We start from the raw sequence: 20,424 nt of genomic DNA on the forward strand, positions 1-20,424 counted from the left end.
TAAGTAAATTTACTAGTATACATAAAAGAGAATGGGATAAAAGGCGTTTAAACCCGAACACTGGAGTGAATCAACGGAGGATGGTCGCAGACCATCTGAGGATAATTCGCGAAGTGGACGTCGGGTCTGCCTAGGTATATTTTCTAGCCATAGAAAAAAGCCTCCTTCAAAGTAGTTTACTTTTTACAGTGTCTACTTTGAAGGGGGCTTATCACTTTGTCCCAACCTCTTCTTTGTACATTTACATAGTAATTTCGTCGCTATTAGTGACTTTCATGAATATCAACAAGGAAACGACAGTGAAAAGAGTTAAAATGGTAGATAATGCTGCGGCAATCCCATAGTTCCCACGAATAACTTCCGTATAGATGGCAACAGTCATGGTTCGGGTACGCACATTATACAAGAGAATCGAAGTGGAAAGTTCGCTAAGCATTGTGATCCAGCTAAGGATTGCACCGGAAATAATTCCAGTCATCATCATCGGAACTGTTATCCGAAAGAATGTATTGACCTGTCCGCTTCCCAAGCTAGCTGCAGCTTCTTCTATTGAAGGCGATATTTGCATAAGCGCCGCAACAGAGGAACGAATCGTATATGGTAAGCGACGAACTGCTAATGAAATAATTAGAATCGATGCTGTCCCAGTAATGGCGAGCACACCACTTCCCCCTATACCTGTGTTAAAGGAGGTTAAGAAAGCAATCCCCATTACCGTTCCCGGTACAATATAGGGAATCATACTGAGAGAATCGATTGCATTCGTAACTGGATTGCGTTTTCGTACTGCTAAATAAGAAATAAAAATAGCAAAAATTACGACTACAACCATTGCTAACAAAGGGATACGAATTGTGTTGAAAATAGCTGATCCCATTCGAGTAAAGGCTTCACGGTAACTATTTAATGAATAACCTGGTTGGAATACCATTCCTTTCGTATTTAAGAAAGAAGTATAAATTAAGTATCCTTGGGGTAGAATCGCTAAGAATACGATGCCATAAGTAACTAGGTATACTATTATTTTTTTCAATCCGCTAATTGGTTTCACCACAACTGGATGCAAAGAGCTCATCGTTACTGACTGTCTTCGTGAAACGGAACGCTGAATTAAAAATATAATCAAAGCAATAAAAATAGCAATAATAGCTAACGCGGACGCAAAGGCAGCATCTCCCCCTACCTCACTCATGAATTCTGAGTAAATCAATACCGGGAAGGTTCGATATCCTTCTCCAATTAGCATTGGTGTCCCAAAATCGGAAAAGGCACGCATAAATACAAGTAAGGCTCCAGCTAAAATAGTTGGTACTAGTAAAGGGAAAATCACTTTAAAAAAACGATTCAACCCTGTACTCCCCATACTTTCAGCTGCTTCTAGTATAGAATTATCGATATTGCGGAATGCCCCATTTACATAAAGAAAAATTAGTGGAAATAACTGTAGAGTGAAAACCAAAGTAATTCCAGTGAACCCATAAATATCAGGCATTTGGAAACCAAATGCATTACTTATAAAACGGGTGATCACTCCATTTCTTCCCAATAATAAAATCCACGAATAGGCTCCAATAAAGGGTGCTGACATAGAAGCAATAATAATGAGGATTCGTAATACCTTTTTCCCTTTAAAATCGAACATTGCAAAAAAGTATGCCAACAAAATTCCTAATACTAATGAAAAGATAGTAGCAGTCATCGAAACTTTAAAACTATTCCAAAGTGTATCTGAATAATAACTTTTAGAAAAAAAAGTAATAAAGTTTTCAAAGCTAATTCCCTGTTCGGTCATAATAGCTTGGCGTAAAACATTTCCTACCGGATAAACGAGAAAAATCAGATAAGTAAATAAAATAAACAAAGAGGAGCTATTCCAAAGATTCAAGTTCCATTTCTTTTTGTTCACTCCGTCACCCCCTGTAGGTTCCTCGTCCCATCAGCGGTAAATACATTAATTTTTTGCGTATTAATATTCAAATAAATTTCATCACCTGGGTTAAGATTGACATGGAAGGTTGATTCTTCACTAAATTGAACTCGTTCTCCAGAATCCAAATGTAAATAGTACTCGGTATTTTGCCCTAAATAAATACTGTCCAAAATTTCTGCATGAATATCACCTTTTTCATGTACACGGACAAATTCTTCTGGACGAATACTGATACGAATATCTTGTTCTGGCTCATCCTTTAACGCTGGGAAAGGAATTTTATATCCAGTTGGTAGTTGAAGATGCGTCACACCATTTTCTTTTACTAACTTTCCATCCAACATATTCGTACGACCAATAAAAGTCGCTACAAATTCATTGCTTGGACGATGGTATAACTCTTTCGGATTTCCAATTTGTTGAATTTCGCCTTTAAGCATTACAGCTATTTTATCGGAAATAGCCATTGCTTCTTCCTGGTCATGGGTTACATAAACAGTAGTGATACCAACTTCTCTTTGGATTTCGCGAATAGCTTGTCGCATTTCTACACGCAACTTTGCATCCAAATTACTCAGCGGTTCATCCATTAACAAAACATCTGGATTAATAGCTAATGCTCTTGCAAGAGCAACCCGTTGTTGCTGACCTCCACTAAGTTTATCTGGTTTTCGATCTTGATATTCATCAATTTGCATTAATTGTAAATACTTGTCTGCATTGATTTTAATACTATCTTTAGATAATTTTCGTTGTTTTAATCCAAATTCAACATTATCTCGAACGGTTAGATGTGGGAAAATAGCATAGTTTTGAAAAACCATTCCAATATTTCGTTTACTGGGATCTTTATCATTAATTCTGGTTTCATTGAAATAAAAATCTCCACCTTCTATGGTGTTAAACCCTGCTATCATACGCAGCAGGGTTGTTTTTCCACATCCAGATGGTCCCAAAAGAGTAAAAAGAGTTCCATCTGGGATTGTAACAGATAAATCAGCAATAACTGGTTGGCCGTAATATTCTTTTCGGGCATGTTTAATGATAATTTCACTCATATGACTACCACCTACCTATCTATTGGATTCGATGTCTACAAAAACATCCGTGTAGTGATCTACAATTTTTTGTTTATTTTCAATCACATAGTCCATATCTTCTTCCAGTATCTTAATATCATCTAATGGTTTCATATTTTCACTCGTTTCAGCATCTTTACGTACCGGTCTATTCGTCGTTGTTGTTCCCAATACATTTTGGATATCTTCAGAAATAACAAAATCAACAAATAATTTAGCATTTTCCATATTCTCAGCATCCTTGATAACAGCAATGCTTGCTGGTAAGAACACGGTTCCTTCTTCTGGATACACAATTTCTACATTTGCCCCATCATTTAACAGCTTAACTGTTGGATCTTCATAAGAAAGACCTACTGTCATTTCTCCATCCGCTACTGTTTTGTAAACATTACTGGAGCTTGAACTAATTTTTCCATCAACTAAAGTGAAAACGTCTTTTACATAATCCCAGGCTTCGTCACTCTCATATCCACCTTTTGCAGCTAACATATTCGTTAGTTGTGCAAATGCACTCGAGGAATTTGCTGGATCAGCCGTAGCAATCTTTCCTTTTAATTCAGGATTCAACAAGTCTTCATAACTTTTAATTTCAATATCTCCAATTAAATCTGGGTTTACGACAATCACACTACCATCAATCGTATATGGTGTGTAAAAACCAGTTGTATTTTGATATTCAGTTACTAACGCATCGTTCTCTTCAGGAGTATATTCTTCAAATAATTCTGTACTTTGTGCATATTGAGAATACGCACCTCCAAAAATAATATCTGCTATAGGAGCATTTTTTTCACTTTCTAATTTTGTAAACAGTTCGCCTGTTCCTGCTTGGATTAATTCTACTTTAATATCATATTTTTCTTCAAAAGCAGGAATCGTTGCATTTATTAAGCCTTCTGAGTTTGGAGAATAAACGACAAGTGTACTCGATCCAGCAGTAGTATTACCCGTTGAATCTGTATTTGCTTCGTCACCATTCCCACATGCGCCTAAAAATAATAACGTTAATGCTGCAGTCGACAAAACTTTTCTTATTTTACTCATTTAAAATTCCCCCTTACTATTTTCTCTATCTTACCAACAATGACAGCGCATACATATCCGAAAAACAAACATTTTAGGAGAAAATCCTACATTTGAGAAAGATTCATAAATTCACTAGCACTCATATTAATATATTTTTTAAAAACTTGATTAAAATATTTGTAGTCGTTGAAACCACACTGGGTTGCTACTTCATACAACTTCACTTCTTTATTTTTTAACAATTCAATCGATTTTTGGATCCGATATCGGTTTACATAATCATTAAATGTAAGGTGCATGTATTCTTTAAAACGATTGTGCAACAAGGTCGGACTATATCCAATTGTCTGAGCTACATCTTGAAAAATAAATCGTTTGTCATAATTTTGTTCAACGTAGTGGATCATCTGTTGAATGACACCATCTTGAATAGAAGTAATATGTCTACCAATTAATTCAGGGTTCATTTGCGCTTCTGTCTTTTCTTTTTTTCTGTGAAGTGTTGATTGATTTCACATTGTTGCTGGGCTCTTTGGAGAGCTTTTTCAAATTGTTCTGATTCAATCGGCTTTACAATAAACTCACTTACCCCATATTGTATGGCTTTTTGAGCATTAACAAATTCATCATATCCTGAAACAATAATAGCACTGTATGGAAATTCCATTGTTTCTTCAAACATTTGAAAGGCATTTTTGATTGGCATATTAATGTCGGTAATGACAATATCAGGTTGCAATTCTTTAATCTTTTGAATGCCTTCCTGTCCATTAGATGCTTCTCCTACAACTACACAATCCCATTTTTCATAGTTAAATCCATATATCATTCCTTTGCGAATAATGTACTCATCTTCCACAATTAATACCCGATACATAATAGCTACACTCCTATCCTAATCTCTACAATAGTATATTGATTTTGTTTTATCAGATTAAATTTTGTTTTTGGGTACATAAGTTGAATACGCTTCTTACTATTAATTAATCCATGGTGATTACCCATGGGAATATTATTTTGAAGGTTATCATTGATTTGGAAACTTTTTTCCCTCGTCAAATTATCTCCATTATCCTTTACTTGAATCAAGAAAATTCGATCAGTTTCTTTTTTTCCTGAAATCGTAATGTGTAAATCAGTACGTTTTTGAAAGCCGTATTTCAGACTATTTTCAATGAGTGGCATTAAAAATAATTTGGGAACAAAAATTTGTTCACACTCCGTATCTAAATCTATTTTATAATCAAAATGCTCAAATCTAGCTTTATTTATTTCGAGATACTCTTCAATAAAAACAATATCATTTAATAATTTCACTTCTGGATTTTCTTCGTTGATACTATAACGTAATATTTTATTCAGTCGGATAATTAGTTGATTAGCCAAATCTTTGTCGAAATAAAGCGAAGCACGAATGACTTCCAATGTATTGTAAAGAAAATGTGGGTTGAATTGTGCTTCTAGTTTTTTTCTTTCCGCTAACAAATTAGCTTGCAGTAGTGAAATGTTGTTGTGATGCACGGAGGAAAGTTCTTCCAACATCAGATTGATACGTCTTGATACGATTTCAAATTCGTCCTTTGTATGAATATTTAGACGATGCGTGGGATCTTTTCTAATAATTTTCATTTCATTAATTAATTTTTCTAAGGATTTTGCATTTCGTAAAGAAATTCTTTTCGAAAATAAAAAGGCAAATCCAAGCATCATACTAGCAATTAATAGTACAATCATTGTACTAATGGTTAAGAAATACGGATACATCAAACTTTTTTGATAAACCGTTAGCGTAAGAGCCGGTGTGAGGGATGTCGTTTGTGAATAGAATAAATCATTTCTGTATTTAAATTGATTTTCAAACAAGGTGCTCTCTACTCTTCCAAGAGTTCCCGTAATGAAATCAGAAGAGCTGGAGGATAAAACATTATCAAATTTATCAGAAATAACATATTGGCTTTGCGTTTGGTTGAGGTTCGATCGAATTTCCTTACCATTAATAATAGTCACAGCATATCCTTTGGGAACAAATAAATTCCGGATAGGTGTGGTTAAAATTAAGTAGTGTTCCTTGTCATTGTCCATAAAAATTTTTTGAGTAGAATCCATATGTTCTTCTTTCATTTTTTCTGTTATAACCGACAGGAAATTCATAAATATCCCGGAATCGTCCCAATATGGATTACTGCTGAATTCAAGTTGCATATTTTGATTTACAATCATTAATTCACTTTTTAGTTCATTTTTAGAATTAAATGCATAAAAATTAGAATATATGGTAGGATCATTGCTTTTACCATTTAAATAATCTAGATAAATCGTTTCTGCATTATCTTCCATTCGTTTTTCATATTCTTGAAGATTCTCTGTAAACAGTTGTTGAATGTTACTCTCCGTATGATTGAGTTGCATGCGTGTCGTTGTAGTATTTAGCCAATAAAGAATCACACTTAGAATAATAGTAACTAATATAGTCATACCAAATGAATACATAAGGATTTCCTTTTGTAATTTTTTTTGAAATGGTATTTTTTGCATCAACAACCCTCCCTTCCACTCACTTTTGGAGCGCTTACACTTTATTGTTACTTTTAGTTTAGCAGAATTATGGTGTTAAATCACTATACGTTTACCAGTACAAAAATTTATATTTGTGATTTTTTGGAATTTGTTTTTCTCTTTTTAAAATAATACTCCTCATCATGCTGGTTTACTTTTCGAAGAATACGACATGGATTTCCTACTGCTACTACATTGTCCGGTAAATTTTTGGTTACTACGCTTCCAGCACCCACTACGACATTTTCTCCGATCGTGATACCCGGAAGAATGATTGCTCCGGCACCGATCCAGCAATTTTTACCAATATGCACAGCTGCATTATACTGGTATGCTTTCTCACGAAGGTCTGGCAGGATTGGATGCCCGGCAGTAGCAACTACGACATTTGGGCCAAACATTGTATAATCTCCTACATAAATGTGTGTATCATCAACTAGTGTTAGATTAAAATTTGCATAAATATGTTTTCCAAAATGGACATGTTTCCCACCAAAATTGGAATGAAACGGCGGTTCAATATAGCAGCCTTCTCCAATTTCTGCAAACATTTCTTTTAACATCTGTTGTCTTTTATCTTGTTCAGCTGGACGAGTTTGGTTGAAATCGTAAAGGCGGTCCAAGTGCTGTAGTTGTTTTTTCATTAATTCTTCGTCATTCGGTAAGTATAAATCGCCAGTATGCATTTTTTCTTCGTGATTCATGTAAAGGTACCTCCATTTTTTTGTTTTATACTTTTATGATACTACTAATGGGATGAGAATGGATAATTTGTGGAGTGCGTTGGTAATTTTTTGGTTATACTTGATGTGTATATGGCTTTGCGCATCAACTGAGATAACTTTCCAACTGCTACTTGATGCGCATCAAACTAAACCCTACATACACAAAAAACAGAGGGGGAGCCCTCTGTTTTCTTATTCATTACGCTCAGATAGATAGACATAATACTGTGTCCAGGTTGCATTTTGATAAGGGACGGCATATAAACCGACTAAACCGAATGTTAACGCACTGGCAATATTCCATAAGACAAAAGAAAAGTCCATAATGAATAAATCTATTTTATATCCGTACGTCATATCTTGACTTAATTTGATAGCATCTGCAATTCCTATCTCAGGGTCATCTGCTAGGATATAGGGAACCATCGAGTAGGCATACCCTTTAACAACTCCAGGGATGATAAATAAGAACGTCCATAGAACTGTATAAATACCAACGATAATCATAGCAGCAATATCGCGAACCCATTGTGCGTTTCGGAATAGACTATCGGTAGCATTTTGGTAGACACCATCGGTTAAATCAATAGCGACTCTTGTTAAAGGAACCGTTAGAATCAATTGTAAGAGATTTAACCAGCGAACACGAATATCAAAAAAGGAAACTGGATCAAATTCGGATGATACTTGGCTTTGAGAATTTGCATAAGATAAAATAATGGTAATGATTCCTACTAATAACCAGGGGATGTAATTGCGTCGAACGATTTCTTTAGCATTTTGTTTAAGATGGACCCTATTCATTTTTTCACTCCTTTTATCTTTCCTCTTATTGTAGCAAATTATATATGATTTTTATATACCAAAAAAGCACTACAAGGGCTCAGCCTTGTAGTGCTTTACTTTATACGAGTTTAGATTAAATCATTAATGTCTGCGTAGTCTAATCCAAGTGATTCAGCTACACCTTCATTAGTAACTTTATTTTTGTACGTATTGAAACCTGTTAGGATTGTATCGTCTCCTTCAGATGCTTCCAAAATACCCTTGTTCGCAATTTTCACTGCATATGGCAAGGTTGAATTTGTTAAAGCAATCGTAGAAGTTCTTGCTACGGCACCAGGCATATTTGGTACTGCATAATGCAATACGCCATGTTTTAAGTAAACAGGATCATCATGAGTCGTTGTGTGGTCTTCTGTTTCAAAGATTCCACCTTGGTCTACTGCGATATCAACGATAACAGAACCAGCTTCCATTCCTTTTACCATTTCTTCCGTTACAAGAGTTGGAGCTTTACGTCCAGGAATAAGTACCGCACCAATTACGATATCTGCATCTTGAATTGCGTTAGCAATATTTACTTCGTTAGACATCAACGTAATAACTTCATTACCGTATAATTCTTCAATTTCGATTAAAACTTCTGGTTTTACGTCTAGAACAGTTACGTGAGCACCTAAACCAAGTGCAATTTGTAATGCGTTTCTTCCAGAAACTCCGCCACCGATAATAACAACTTTTCCATTTTTAACTCCAGGTACTCCACCAACTAAGACACCTTTACCGCCATATTGGTGTTCAAGGAAATGTGCACCAATTTGTACAGATAAACGTCCAGCAATTGCACTCATTGGGTTTAGCATTGGTAAGTCGCCGGTTTCTCCAACCATTGTTTCATAACCAATTGCTGTTACACCAGAATCAACTAATGCTTTTGTTAGTTCAGGTTCGTTTGCTAAGTGCAAGTATGTGAAGAGGATTAATCCTTCACGGAAAAACTTGAATTCTTGTTCCAGTGGTTCTTTTACTTTAATGACCATATCTGCAGACCATACTTTTTCAGCAGATGGTTCCATTGTTGCACCTGCTTCTATATATGCGCTATCTTCAAAGCCAGCATCTGTTCCTGCGTTCGTTTCAACCATAACATCATGGCCATTTTGAACCAGTAACTCTACTCCTAATGGTGTAATTCCTACACGACTTTCATTATTTTTAACTTCTTTTGGTATACCAATTAACATAAATTTTCCTCCGATTTTTGTTTTCAACTATCCAATTAGCAAATCATTCTGATTTTTCTTTGCAAACACGCTTTGTTCAAAATAAGTATTTTATCAAGTGGCTGCATCCAGACGTCCCGTCGATCTAGTATTCGAAACTTTTACGTCTTATTGCTTGTCCTGGATAACCTAATCATTTTGTACCACAACACTGCTTTACTCATTCTGGATATTTAATATTGATTCAAAAAATTACATGCTTATTCGCAAGTCATTGCATCGGATAATTGTGAATTTAATAACTTTACTTTAATACTATACCATCTTTTGGAAAAAACTCAAAAAATAACCCCTGTTTTTCATTGTTTTTTATCAATAAAAAAGTATATTGATACATATTTATACAATATTTGTCCTTTTCAAAGACGCTTCCATCCTTAGTGTTTACCAATTCCCTATATACTATTAATTTATTATCTTATTTTTCCAAAAATGATGCGAGTGCCTACTATTACAACAGTCACGGTCTCTATTCATCAATCAAAAATCAAAAGATAGAAGCTAAATATCCTTTCAGTCACACTATTTTCACCTATAAAATTGATAACCATTCCTACACTCAAATAATAATGTTGTTTATTTTAATAATTTATCATAAAACACTTAGATTGTAGGAGCTCTAGTCTAGTAAGACTAAAAAATATAAGATAAACAGAATAAAACTGTTTACCTTATACTTAAAGTATCTTAATTCATTGTTGCGTGCCAAAATACCAATCTGGAGATTCCTTGATACTTCCCCATAGTCCATCTGGGATGAGTAGCTGGTCTTTTGAGAGCTCTTCGACTGTCTTTGGTAGATTGGTATCAACTGGGAACGTTGGATGCAGAACAAGGGGTCTTGCGATAGAAACTAAGGGAACAACCTCTAGTGCTTTCGCAATTTTTTCTTCTGTATCTACAGATCCATTGCCAATCAGACAAATTGAATGTTCCAGCCCTTTTTCTATTACCGATACTTTTATCTCTTCATTTTGTATTTCAAATAGATCATTCTGATTAAAATGAATATAATCTACCGTTAATTTGGAAATCTTTTCAGCAAGCCGACAGGTTTCTTGAAAAGTAATTCCATCTGCTGCATTTTCTTCCATAGCTAGTCGAACTCCAATAACGAATGAAGGACTGGCAGTTTTTTCTTTGATTTCGTTTGCTAATTTTAAAAGCGCTTCTAAAAAACGAAATCGTTTTTGTGCGTTTCCTCCCCAAAAATCTTTTCTTCGATTCGTTCGAGGAGATAAAAATTGTTGGACTAAGAAAGGATTTCCCCCATGAATCTCAATTCCATCAAAGCCTGCACGAATGGCACGATGAATTGCCTTTCCAAAATCATTTATGGTTTGCAGAATCTCTGTTTCAGTCAATTCATGATAATGCTTTTCTTTGTCATACCGCTCATCAAAAAAAGTACTAACTGTATAAACGTCCTTTTGACTCGGAAGAAATTGGGTTGCACTTCCTCCATGATAAAGTTGGATAATAGATTTAGCGCCCGTTTCATGAATCTCCTTATTATAGGTTTTTAAATTAGGAATCGCTGCATCATGAGAAATCGTTACATTATGATCATAAGCTTTTCCTTCTTTAGAAACATTCGCAGAACCTAAGATGACTAGTCCCATATTTTGTGCACGTGACTTATAAAATTGAATTTCTTTGTCACTCAACAGACCAATATTGGAGCTGGACATCGTGGAAATAGGTGCAAAAACTAATCGATTACGAAGTTCTAATCCTCCAGGAAATACATAAGCTGTTTCCCACTTTTTCATTTTTTATCCTCCTTTGTTAGGTCCTCTTTAAAGAATACTAAAGGAGCTTTCAGCATACTTTCCCATAGAGGAAGAGGGATTGCTAGATTCTTTTGATCTTTCATTCCCATAGAAGTTTTTATATCATGATTTCCTTGTAAAATTTTCTTTGCCCACAATGGATCTGAAAGGGTAGCATTTCCCACTGAAAATAAAGAAACTATTTCAGAAATTTCTTTTACTTCTTTTGGCGTTTGAATATTTCCACAACCGATAAACGGAATGGATGGTGGAATCACTTGATTTAATTCTTCGATAATATTTAGACCTTCTTGAGACTTTTTCTGGTAATTGCTTAAAGAGATATGTACATAATCTAACGGCAATTTTGCCAGTTCTGTCAATAATATTTTAGTATCTGTCATTCTTATTCCTGGGGTCTCTAACTCTTCAGGTGAAAAACGGTAGCCTAATAAAAAAGGTCGCTTCGCTTTTTCTTTTATCCCCTTCATACAAGCATCCACTACTTCTATCAAAAAGGCCATCCGTTTTATTCTACTGCCCCCCATCTATCTTGTCTTCGATTTGAATGAGCAGAATAGAATTGTTGAAGCAAATAGGTATTAGCCCCATGTAATTCAACACCATCAAAGCCTATTTCTATAGCAGTCTCACAAGCAGCACGAAAGTCTTTTATGGTTTGTTGAATTTCAGTTTCTGTCATAGCTCTAGGATAGGAAGCAAATTTTCGATTGGCAGGTATTCGACTAGGCGCGATTGGTTGCTTTCCTTCAATAAAAGCTGGTTGTGCCAATCTTCCTGCATGATATATTTGTATAACAACCTTTACATTTTTCTCATGTAGCTTCTCTACTAATTTTGTTAAAACAGGAGCGTTTGCAGGGTTATAAATATTCCACCCCCGTTTAAAAGCATTCCCACTTGGAGATACACTGTGAGATCCTAAAATAACTATTCCAAATCCTTCACTTCTTTTTAAAATGAAATCAACGTCTTCCGTAGAAAATCCACCTTTTTCTGTTCCACTATCCGTTGACATAGGAGCAAGCACAAGTCGATTCTCAATGTTCAATCCACAAGGAAATTCTAATGCTTCCTTTATTTTTTCATTTTGCATGCAGTCACTTCCTTTTTTATTAAAAAAGCACAAAAACCAGAGCAAATCTGCCCTGGCTTTTGTACTTGTTCATCCGATGAATTCATCGGCAGGACTAGACTTTTTTATCCGTTCCAATCAGCTGGATAGGTAATATAAATAAAGCGCGCTGTTCCTTCAACTGAAAATTGAATATCAGAGTCTTTAGGAATATACATGATTTCTCCCGGTCCGGCGGTTACTTTTCTGCCATCAATGATAACAGATAAGGTTCCTTCCATCATATAGTCGATTTCGTCGTATCCTAAGTGCCAGTCAAAGGTTGTATCTTTCATAACCATTAACCCTAGCCCTAAGCGTGGACTTTCTTCTACCGTTACTAAATCTCTTGTATAGACTTGATGTTCTGGATTACCGGTATCTAAACGATGTTCTTCTGTTACATCAAACATAGGTAGTTTGATGGACATCACGCCGCTCTCTTTATCAAGATGACGACCGGTATCTCCTCCTCTTGAATATTCTTCTAAAATAACTTCACGAACGAGTCTCTCAATATCATTTCTATTTATATCCTTCATACGAAACCTTCCTTTACGCTACGTCTTCTATTACAGGTTCAGTTTGTTTCATGTTTTTCGTAATAAGAATAGCTACAAGAACTGCAGAAATTCCTCCTGCTAGTTTCCCAACAATCATTGGCATGATAATTTCAGGTGCAACACCGGCAGTAAAGCCTAAGTGATCCCCAATAGCAAAGGATGCTGAAACAGCAAAAGCAATATTAATAACTTTTCCTTTGTTATCCATGTTCTTAACGGTTTGGAACATCGCAATATTATTTGCTAAAGAAGCAATCAATCCTGCTGCAGAAATTTCGTTGATTCCTAATAGATTACCAAATTTCATTAGTGGTTTTTTGAAAAGTTTTGTAATAATTAATACCAATCCATAAGCCCCTGCTAAGGTAATCGCAATACTTCCTACTGTTTCAAAAGCTACTCCTAGAGAGTCTTGATTTTCGAATAATTTGAAGCCTACAAGCCAATCTAAACCACCAACTGCTAAACCAAGTGTTGCAACAGCAACAATCAATTTACCAAACATGGTAAAGCCATTGATCATTTTGCTAGGGAATTTCCATAATCCTAATGCAATCAAAATTGCAACAATAATAATTGGGATTAAGTTTACCAAAATTTTGCCCATACCAATTCCCATCAACAAACCAGATACCATTGCTCCGAATGGGATGGTTACAATTCCACAAAGGATTCCTTGTGCTAAATAAGGACGGTCTTTTATTTCAATCAAACCAAGTCCAACTGGAATAGAAAATACAATCGTTGCTCCCATCATGGATCCTAAGATTCCTCCTGAAAAGAGAACAATTTCTGGATCTACAGTCATCTGTTGAGCCAAGAAGAAACCACCCATATCATTTGCAAGTAACGTACCCGCAAACATCGCTGGATCTGCTCCTACTAGTTCATACAATGGAACAACAATTGGGCTCAGCCAATCAGAAAGTTTTGGTGCTAATACAATGATACCGGCCATGGATAGTGCTAAAGCACCCATTGCCATTAATCCTTCTTCAAATTGTTCACCTAACTGAAACTTATTACCAAATGCTTTATCAAAAGCACCTAAAACCATGATAATAGCCATAATCCAAATAATTATTTCATTAATACTCATGCTTTATATCCCTCATTTCTATTCTATTATTTGTTATTCTTCTTTTGGATATTCAACGGAATCAATGATTCCAACAATGACCATGTCAACAGGTAATGTACGATTTTCAAAAGAAATCCGTGCAGAACTTCCGGTCGTGATGAGCACTTGCTCACCAACACCGGCGCCTACATGGTCTACCGCCACTACTAATTCAGGGCTGACTTCGGTTTCGTTCAATTGTTTTTCTACTAGTAAAAATTTTAAGCCATTTAGTTTTTCATCTTTTCGGGTTGCCCATAGACTTCCTACTACTTTTCCAACAAACATTAGGCATCCCTCTTTTCAATCAAAATGTTTTGATCCTTCAAGTAATCCTTTGCTAAAGCCGTTACAATCATATGAGGGGTTACTTCAAAAATATCTCCTTCATGTAAATTCAAGCTTTGGATGGTTCTTGCCGTAACCAATTGTTTTTTCTTCGGTGGAGTACTCACTTGCTCGTTTCGAGCAGTTACAACATCATTTTGAAAGTATTGAGGTTGAACAAACTTAACGCCCCATTTTTGTAGTTCTAACTTCGCTTTTTCAAAAGAAGGAATCATGCTCTTGGAAATGTGTGATTTCTTTTGCATGTATTCGATTCCTTCTTCCAGAACAATGATCGGTTGCTGTTTTAATAACCGATTTAATATTGCTTCTTCTGTAGGATTATTTGGAGTTAGGTGAGAAAGTCTTGTTAACATAAACAATGGCATTTCTGTTATTACCAAAACTTCTGGAGAATCAAAATCTGTTCCCATTTGGTTTTGGTAACCCCCTTGTTTATAATATCTTACAATGTAGTCCTCTGATTTACCCAGGATCGTAAAAGCCGGTCCTGTTGTAATTTGCGTTTTTGTTTGTGATAACTCATCCATTAAGCGATCAGTGACAAGTTGGATTATTTTTTCAATTTGTTCCATGTCATCAGTCCTTTTTTATGATGCGCCCTTTTGTACCTTTTTTAAATCCACAAGCATTCGCTTCGTCAAAATCAATATGCATAAATGTTTCAAAATGAGGGCTGACACGAATCGTCACATCATCAAAAATCAATGGTCGCTCGCTCATCACTTCCACTTGTACAATTTCTTTATCTTTGACACCTAGTATACTTGCATCTTTATCTTGAACATGAACATGTCTTTTCGCTACGATTAATCCTTTGTCTAATATAACTTGTTTGGTTCCGTTCATAATCATAATTCCTGGAGTCCCGTCAATATCCCCACTATTTCGTAAAGGTGCTTTTACTCCCAATACGTTTACATCTGTGTAAGAAATTTCAACTTGACTGTGACTACGAGCAGGTCCCAATACGATAACGTTATGTAAGACTCCTTTTGAACCAACCAAAGTAACTCGTTCTCTCGAAGCGAATTGACCTGGTTGAGATAGGAATTTAGCTGGGTTTAATTCATATCCTTTTCCAAATAAAGTATCAATATCTTCACGAGAAAGGTGTACATGTCTTCCACTAGCTTCTATCTCAAATGTTTGTTGCATACTGCTTTTAATTTTTTCTGCGACTTCTTCTACTAATTGATCAAATGAAATATTCATTCTCTCCTCCCATTCCCTTCTATTCGATTGATCATCAAGGACCAAATATATTCTGCCATAAATCGACATCTTTCTACTAAACCACAATAGTCATCGAAGAGTAGGTAATTTTGGAAACAAGATGAAGCATACAATTCTAACTCACGAACATCCGTATACAATCCATAAAGCATCAGTACAACTTCTCCATCTGTATACTTCGGAATAAAGGTTCCGGGTGAAAATTGTTCTTTTATCTTATCAAATTGTTTTCCAAATTTTTCTTCATCTATGTGACATTTTTCCCAGTAATTTTCATAAAATATTAATCTACGGAAATCTTCTAATACAGTGACAATCGTGTCCAATTCTGCAGTAAGTTGGATTTCTTTTTTGGTATGACTAAGTTGCTGTCCAAATAGGACTGTGCTCAATAGTTTTTCCAATTTTATATTCCAACTTAATGTAAAGTGATTGTGGGCAACTTCTTGTCCTTGTCGGTTATATGATTTGAGTGAATCTTTCGTTGTATCTATCTGATCAATGGTTTCGTGAGCAGATCCCTCTACTTCTTCCAACAGATTACGATAGATCACTGTAATATCATTCAAATAACTTTTTGCAGAAGGAGTAATAATTGTTCCTGGCTCTAAATGCAACACTTTTGTTTGCTTTAAATCAGTAGTCCGTAGTAATTTTCGGATCGTACTTTCTGTTAAAATTGCCATTTATTCACTTCCTTAGTTAAAGAAAAGGCTGGGACATATTAGATATGCCTCAGCCTTCTATTTTAGGCTCCTGATAAGGACTGAGTGCTCGCTTCTCGATACTTGTTACTTTCTCGGGAACGGCTCATTCCATTTACCGTTACACCTAACGATCATTCTCTAACATTCGATTTGCTGTGTCCTTATTATCCTTCGTACTTAGGTAGAATTGCGTCTACTTCCATATGTGGACGTGGAATTACGTGTACAGAGATTAATTCTCCAACTGCTTCTGCTGCTGCTGCTCCTGCATCTGTTGCTGCTTTAACTGCTCCAACATCTCCACGAACCATTACAGTTACGAGTCCGCCACCGACTTGCTCTTTTCCAACTAACGTTACGTTAGCTGCTTTCACCATTGCGTCTGCTGCCTCTACTGCTGCTACTAATCCTCTAGTTTCGATCATTCCTAATGCGTTTGTACTTGCCATTTTATTTTCCTCCTAATATTTGTTTGTTTTTTTATTTTTGAAGCCATCTGTTAGGTGTTGCTTATTGTAACTTTTCTAGGACACGTTTTACCAATAGATCTACTAACTGATCCTTGTCCATGTCAGTTTCATTGATATCTTTTGAATCTTCTTCAAATACATCTTCTCCTCGAAGGTCCTCTAACTCACGAACTCCCCAAGCAATTCTTCTCATATTGAACAAGTTTTGTGGTCCAATATTGTCAGAAGTAGAACTTCCACCAACTGCTCCACAGCCTAATGTCATTGCTGGGAAAATATTAGTTGTTGCCCCAATTCCACCTAAAGTTGCTGATGTATTTACTAATAAGCGTGAAACTGGTTTACGAAGAGCAAATTCTTTGATCACTGCATCGTCTGTAGAATGGATTGCCATTGTATGTCCGGCACCCTCTTGCATCAAAATCTTAATAGATAAATCGCAAGCAGCTTCCCATGTTTCAGCTGTATAGAATGCTAAGATTGGTCCTAATTTTTCTCTTGAATAAGGTGCATGGAGACCCACACGTGTTTCTTCAGCAATCAACACTCTTGTATTAGCTGGTATCTTAATTTTAGCTAAGTCTGCAATAGTCTGTGGAGTTTGGCTAACAATTTTAGCGTTCATTCTACCATCTGGACGGAGTATGAATTTCTCAAGTTTCTCAGCATCTTCTTTAGGTAGGAAATAAGCTCCTTGCTGTTTAAATTCATCCACAACTTTTTTCTTGCTAACTTCTTCTACAATAATGCTCTGTTCAGATGCACAAATGGTTCCATTATCAAAAGTTTTTGAATCCATAATCTGTTTGACAGCTTTTGGAATATCTGCAGTTCGTTCAATAAATGCTGGGCCATTTCCGGGTCCTACACCAATTGCTGGTGTACCAGAAGAATAGGCTGCACGTACCATCGCAGAACCGCCAGTTGCTAAGATAAGGTTTGTATCTTTATGAGTCATCAATTCATGAGTTGCTTGCATCGTCACTTGAGTAATTACTCCTAAAGTTCCTTCTGGTAAGCCAACTTTTCTTCCTGCTTCATCCATTAAGCGAATCGACTCTCGAATACATTCCAAAGCACTTGGGTGCGGTGAGAATACAATCGAATTTCCTGCTTTTACCGAAATTAACGCTTTATAAATGGCAGTGGAAGTAGGATTTGTAGAAGGGATTAATCCAGCAATCACTCCTACTGGTACAGCAACTTCCATTACTTTTAGTTTTTCATCATGATTGACCATACCAATGGTTTTCATATCTTTAATGGCATTCAAAACATCACGGGAAGCAAAAGCGTTTTTCAAGACTTTATCTTGCCATCTGCCAAACCCTGTTTCTTTTTCTGCCATTTTAGCTAATTTCACACGATTATCATATGCTGCTTTTGCCATGACTTTGACAATCGTATCAATTTCTTCTTGGGATAGCTCTGCTAATTTTTTTGTGCTTCTTTTGCCTTTTTGATGAGATCTCTTGTCTCTTGAATGGACACAAGGTCTTTATCAGTTAGTTTCATTTATCCTCCATCCCTTCCTTTACTAATACACGGATTAATTCTGCTTTATTAGCGTATTTAATTTCTTTTTTCGTTAACGCTTGAATATTCCGCTTGTATGCAAGTGATCGTAAATCTACCACTTTCATCTCTTCTAACTCTTTTTCTTCAGGTACTTCAGGAGGATTTTCTGTATCTTCATTAGTTGAATCTTCTTCAGAATTTTCTTGGCTTTCTTCTTTAGTCGATTCTTCTTTTGACTCATTTTCCTCTTCTTCTACTGATGAATCAACTTCAGCTTCATTATTCTTCACTTCATATTTTTTCATCAACATCCGTTCTACTTGCTCATCCAATCGAGGAATCACATGACTGGATATCAACAAATTCATATCTTTCACTGAATCAACACCTGCTTCCACAGCTGCATATACAGCAGCAACATCACCTAATAATTCTACTGTGGTTAATCCACCAGGAATAGAATAATTTCCCAAAAGCTCAACATTTGCAGCTTTTAAGGCAGCGTCTGCTGCTAAAACAGCTCCTAACATTCCTCGGACTTCGATTAAACCTAACGCTTTATTTGCCATTTATTTCCACCGCCTACTAGTAGCCAGTTGGATTATCAGCTACAAATTGAACTGCTTTTGCGAACGCATCACAAGCTGCATTACAGGCTGATTGAGATCCCGTTAGCAAGGCACCTGCAAAGTTGGTCTCTGTAGGTGGTCCGTAGAAAACACCCATTTGAACATCCGCTGCTTTTAGAGCAGCATCTAATGCATAAAATGCTTCTAATGGAGGTGCAATCAAGTAAGCTACTGCTCCACCTTCAGCAATATTTGCTTCTTTGGAAAGGTGTAACCCCGTGCGGGAAACACAGTGTGCAAAGTAAACAATGGAATCATCTTCATTAGCACTATAGAAACTAGCACCATTTTCGATCACTTCAATCGCTGCATCCAATCCACTGCGAATTTCTGCAGGACTTGGTCCAGCTAAAATCCCAATTACTTCACCAGCTAATTTCGTATTTGCATTTGCTGCACCTGCGTACAAACTTTTTGCGTAAACTACGTCAACTGCTGCTTTTTTTGTTGCTTCATCAAGTGCTACATAAGTTACATCGTCACAATCTGAAGTAATAATTCCTAAACTTTTTTGATTGGGTTCTAGATTTAATTCTTTTGCTAATGCGTCATCTACATTAGGAATAATTTTAACACTTAGAACATTAGAGCCTAGACGATCGTTTTTCATCTGGAATCCTCCTTTATTTTTCTCTTAATTCAAGACCGGACTTCTTCACATCCAACATTTTTTTAATAATGTCAGCTATGTATGCACCCGCTTCAACAGCTGGGGTTCCACCTTGATGAATATTTGAAACAACAGTTCTACGTGATTCTGGCATTCCTACAGTTGGTTTGTATGCTAGATAAGCACTCATTGACTCAGCTGTTACTAATCCTGGACGTTCACCAATCAGTAGACAAACTACTTCTGCGCCAGTAATTTCAGCAATGGCATCTTCTGCTGGTACGCGACAGTGTGTAACAAATAGAATGTCACCAAAGTCTAATCCATGCATTTTCAATCCTTGACGAATAGAAGGGATAATATCTGGAATATTTGCTTCAATTGCTGCAGAACTCAAACCGTCCCCTACTACTACTACTACTTTAGAATTTGGTTTCACTGTATTTTTGATTTTTTGTGTTTCTTCTTCACTAAATTTTCTACCCAAATCAGGACGAGTAATATACGTATCTTTATCGCCACAAAGTGTTTCAGTTTCAACGAAGTTCATTTCCTTAACTAAGTCTTCACTTACATAAGAGAACACGGCATCTTGAGCAGCTGCGTGGTCTGCACGGAAACGAAGTGCTGGTTCTGTTTTATAACGTGTTCCAGCTCTCCATAAGCCTAATCTGGCAGGAGTGAAGGTCTTCATTTTTTTGTAACCTTCTGGATCCTCTGCATTTGGAACTAGAAATTGTTTCCGGATATTTACTTCAGTTATGTCCGGAATAAATCCTTCTTCTATCTCAGAACCTGATTTCATTTCTACTGGTTTTTCTTTTGTTGTTGCAATTGGTGGAGTCGGTACAGTTGGTGCTGCAGCTGGTGACTCTTCTACCATTTCACTTAAAATAGATTTAATCATTTCTTTCAAATTCAATTCTTCCAC

At 36.1% G+C, this 20,424-nt stretch carries 20 protein-coding genes and 2 pseudogenes; all 22 read right to left on the reverse strand.

What is annotated here, in order from left to right; translation table 11 throughout:
* Window positions 1-241: 241 nt before the first annotated feature.
* A complete protein-coding gene (locus LZ578_RS10000; protein WP_235145037.1) occupies window positions 242-1,906 on the reverse strand; it encodes an iron ABC transporter permease in 1,665 nt (554 codons plus the stop codon).
* Complete coding sequence (locus tag LZ578_RS10005) at window positions 1,903-2,988, reverse strand: ABC transporter ATP-binding protein (protein WP_235145038.1); 1,086 nt, start codon at window positions 2,986-2,988, stop codon at window positions 1,903-1,905. The genes LZ578_RS10000 and LZ578_RS10005 overlap by 4 nt, the downstream gene beginning before the upstream one ends.
* A gap of 15 nt (window positions 2,989-3,003) precedes the next feature.
* Window positions 3,004-4,056: an ABC transporter substrate-binding protein gene (locus tag LZ578_RS10010; protein WP_235145039.1), complete on the reverse strand. Its 1,053-nt coding sequence runs from the start codon at window positions 4,054-4,056 to the stop codon at window positions 3,004-3,006.
* 86 nt (window positions 4,057-4,142) lie between these two features.
* Window positions 4,143-4,505 carry a helix-turn-helix transcriptional regulator gene (locus LZ578_RS10015; protein WP_235145040.1) on the reverse strand — a complete coding sequence of 121 codons (363 nt, stop codon included), beginning with the start codon at window positions 4,503-4,505 and terminating at the stop codon, window positions 4,143-4,145.
* Window positions 4,502-4,915, reverse strand: a complete 414-nt coding sequence (locus LZ578_RS10020; protein WP_235145041.1) for a response regulator — start codon at window positions 4,913-4,915, stop codon at window positions 4,502-4,504. Before LZ578_RS10020 ends, LZ578_RS10015 begins: the two co-directional genes overlap by 4 nt.
* Window positions 4,916-4,920: 5 nt before the next feature.
* Window positions 4,921-6,573, reverse strand: coding sequence for a sensor histidine kinase (locus tag LZ578_RS10025; RefSeq protein ID WP_235145042.1), 1,653 nt, complete (start codon window positions 6,571-6,573; stop codon window positions 4,921-4,923).
* A gap of 107 nt (window positions 6,574-6,680) precedes the next feature.
* The gene (locus LZ578_RS10030; RefSeq protein WP_235145043.1) at window positions 6,681-7,298 is read right to left on the reverse strand and encodes a sugar O-acetyltransferase; all 618 of its coding nucleotides are present in this window, start codon (window positions 7,296-7,298) and stop codon (window positions 6,681-6,683) included.
* Window positions 7,299-7,511: 213 nt separating this feature from the next.
* Window positions 7,512-8,123, reverse strand: coding sequence for a DUF975 family protein (locus LZ578_RS10035; protein ID WP_235145044.1), 612 nt, complete (start codon window positions 8,121-8,123; stop codon window positions 7,512-7,514).
* A gap of 110 nt (window positions 8,124-8,233) precedes the next feature.
* Window positions 8,234-9,346, reverse strand: coding sequence for an alanine dehydrogenase (gene ald, locus LZ578_RS10040; protein ID WP_235145045.1), 1,113 nt, complete (start codon window positions 9,344-9,346; stop codon window positions 8,234-8,236).
* Between the two features lie 731 nt (window positions 9,347-10,077).
* Window positions 10,078-11,157, reverse strand: a complete 1,080-nt coding sequence (locus LZ578_RS10045) for a hypothetical protein (RefSeq protein WP_235145046.1) — start codon at window positions 11,155-11,157, stop codon at window positions 10,078-10,080.
* A pseudogene (locus LZ578_RS12735) lies at window positions 11,154-12,274 on the reverse strand (NADH-dependent flavin oxidoreductase). Before LZ578_RS12735 ends, LZ578_RS10045 begins: the two are co-directional and overlap by 4 nt.
* 104 nt (window positions 12,275-12,378) lie before the next feature.
* Window positions 12,379-12,834, reverse strand: coding sequence for a cupin domain-containing protein (locus LZ578_RS10060; RefSeq protein ID WP_062532499.1), 456 nt, complete (start codon window positions 12,832-12,834; stop codon window positions 12,379-12,381).
* 13 nt (window positions 12,835-12,847) lie between these two features.
* Window positions 12,848-13,954: an ethanolamine utilization protein EutH gene (eutH, locus tag LZ578_RS10065; protein WP_235145049.1), complete on the reverse strand. Its 1,107-nt coding sequence runs from the start codon at window positions 13,952-13,954 to the stop codon at window positions 12,848-12,850.
* A gap of 33 nt (window positions 13,955-13,987) precedes the next feature.
* Entirely contained in the window at window positions 13,988-14,263 is a 276-nt protein-coding gene (locus LZ578_RS10070) for a EutN/CcmL family microcompartment protein (protein ID WP_235145050.1), read from the reverse strand.
* Window positions 14,263-14,898 carry a hypothetical protein gene (locus LZ578_RS10075; protein WP_235145051.1) on the reverse strand — a complete coding sequence of 212 codons (636 nt, stop codon included), beginning with the start codon at window positions 14,896-14,898 and terminating at the stop codon, window positions 14,263-14,265. The genes LZ578_RS10070 and LZ578_RS10075 overlap by 1 nt, the downstream gene beginning before the upstream one ends.
* 4 nt (window positions 14,899-14,902) lie before the next feature.
* Window positions 14,903-15,532 carry an ethanolamine utilization phosphate acetyltransferase EutD gene (eutD, locus tag LZ578_RS10080; protein ID WP_396326754.1) on the reverse strand — a complete coding sequence of 210 codons (630 nt, stop codon included), beginning with the start codon at window positions 15,530-15,532 and terminating at the stop codon, window positions 14,903-14,905.
* 2 nt (window positions 15,533-15,534) lie between these two features.
* Complete coding sequence (locus LZ578_RS10085) at window positions 15,535-16,245, reverse strand: hypothetical protein (RefSeq protein ID WP_235145053.1); 711 nt, start codon at window positions 16,243-16,245, stop codon at window positions 15,535-15,537.
* 185 nt (window positions 16,246-16,430) lie between these two features.
* Window positions 16,431-16,715, reverse strand: coding sequence for a BMC domain-containing protein (locus LZ578_RS10090; protein WP_062468390.1), 285 nt, complete (start codon window positions 16,713-16,715; stop codon window positions 16,431-16,433).
* Window positions 16,716-16,776: 61 nt separating this feature from the next.
* A pseudogene (locus LZ578_RS10095) lies at window positions 16,777-18,251 on the reverse strand (acetaldehyde dehydrogenase (acetylating)).
* Window positions 18,248-18,823 (reverse strand): BMC domain-containing protein, encoded by a 576-nt coding sequence (locus tag LZ578_RS10100; RefSeq protein WP_235145054.1) that lies wholly within the window; start codon window positions 18,821-18,823, stop codon window positions 18,248-18,250. The pseudogene LZ578_RS10095 and the gene LZ578_RS10100 overlap by 4 nt, the downstream one beginning before the upstream one ends.
* 16 nt (window positions 18,824-18,839) lie before the next feature.
* On the reverse strand, window positions 18,840-19,493 hold the full coding sequence (gene eutL / locus LZ578_RS10105; RefSeq protein WP_235145055.1) for an ethanolamine utilization microcompartment protein EutL: 654 nt from the start codon (window positions 19,491-19,493) through the stop codon (window positions 18,840-18,842).
* A 13-nt stretch (window positions 19,494-19,506) separates the two neighbouring features.
* Window positions 19,507-20,424, reverse strand: a complete 918-nt coding sequence (gene eutC / locus LZ578_RS10110) for an ethanolamine ammonia-lyase subunit EutC (RefSeq protein ID WP_235145056.1) — start codon at window positions 20,422-20,424, stop codon at window positions 19,507-19,509.

This window comes from Jeotgalibaca sp. MA1X17-3, from assembly GCF_021513155.1.
Taxonomy (GTDB): Bacteria; Bacillota; Bacilli; order Lactobacillales; family Aerococcaceae; genus Jeotgalibaca.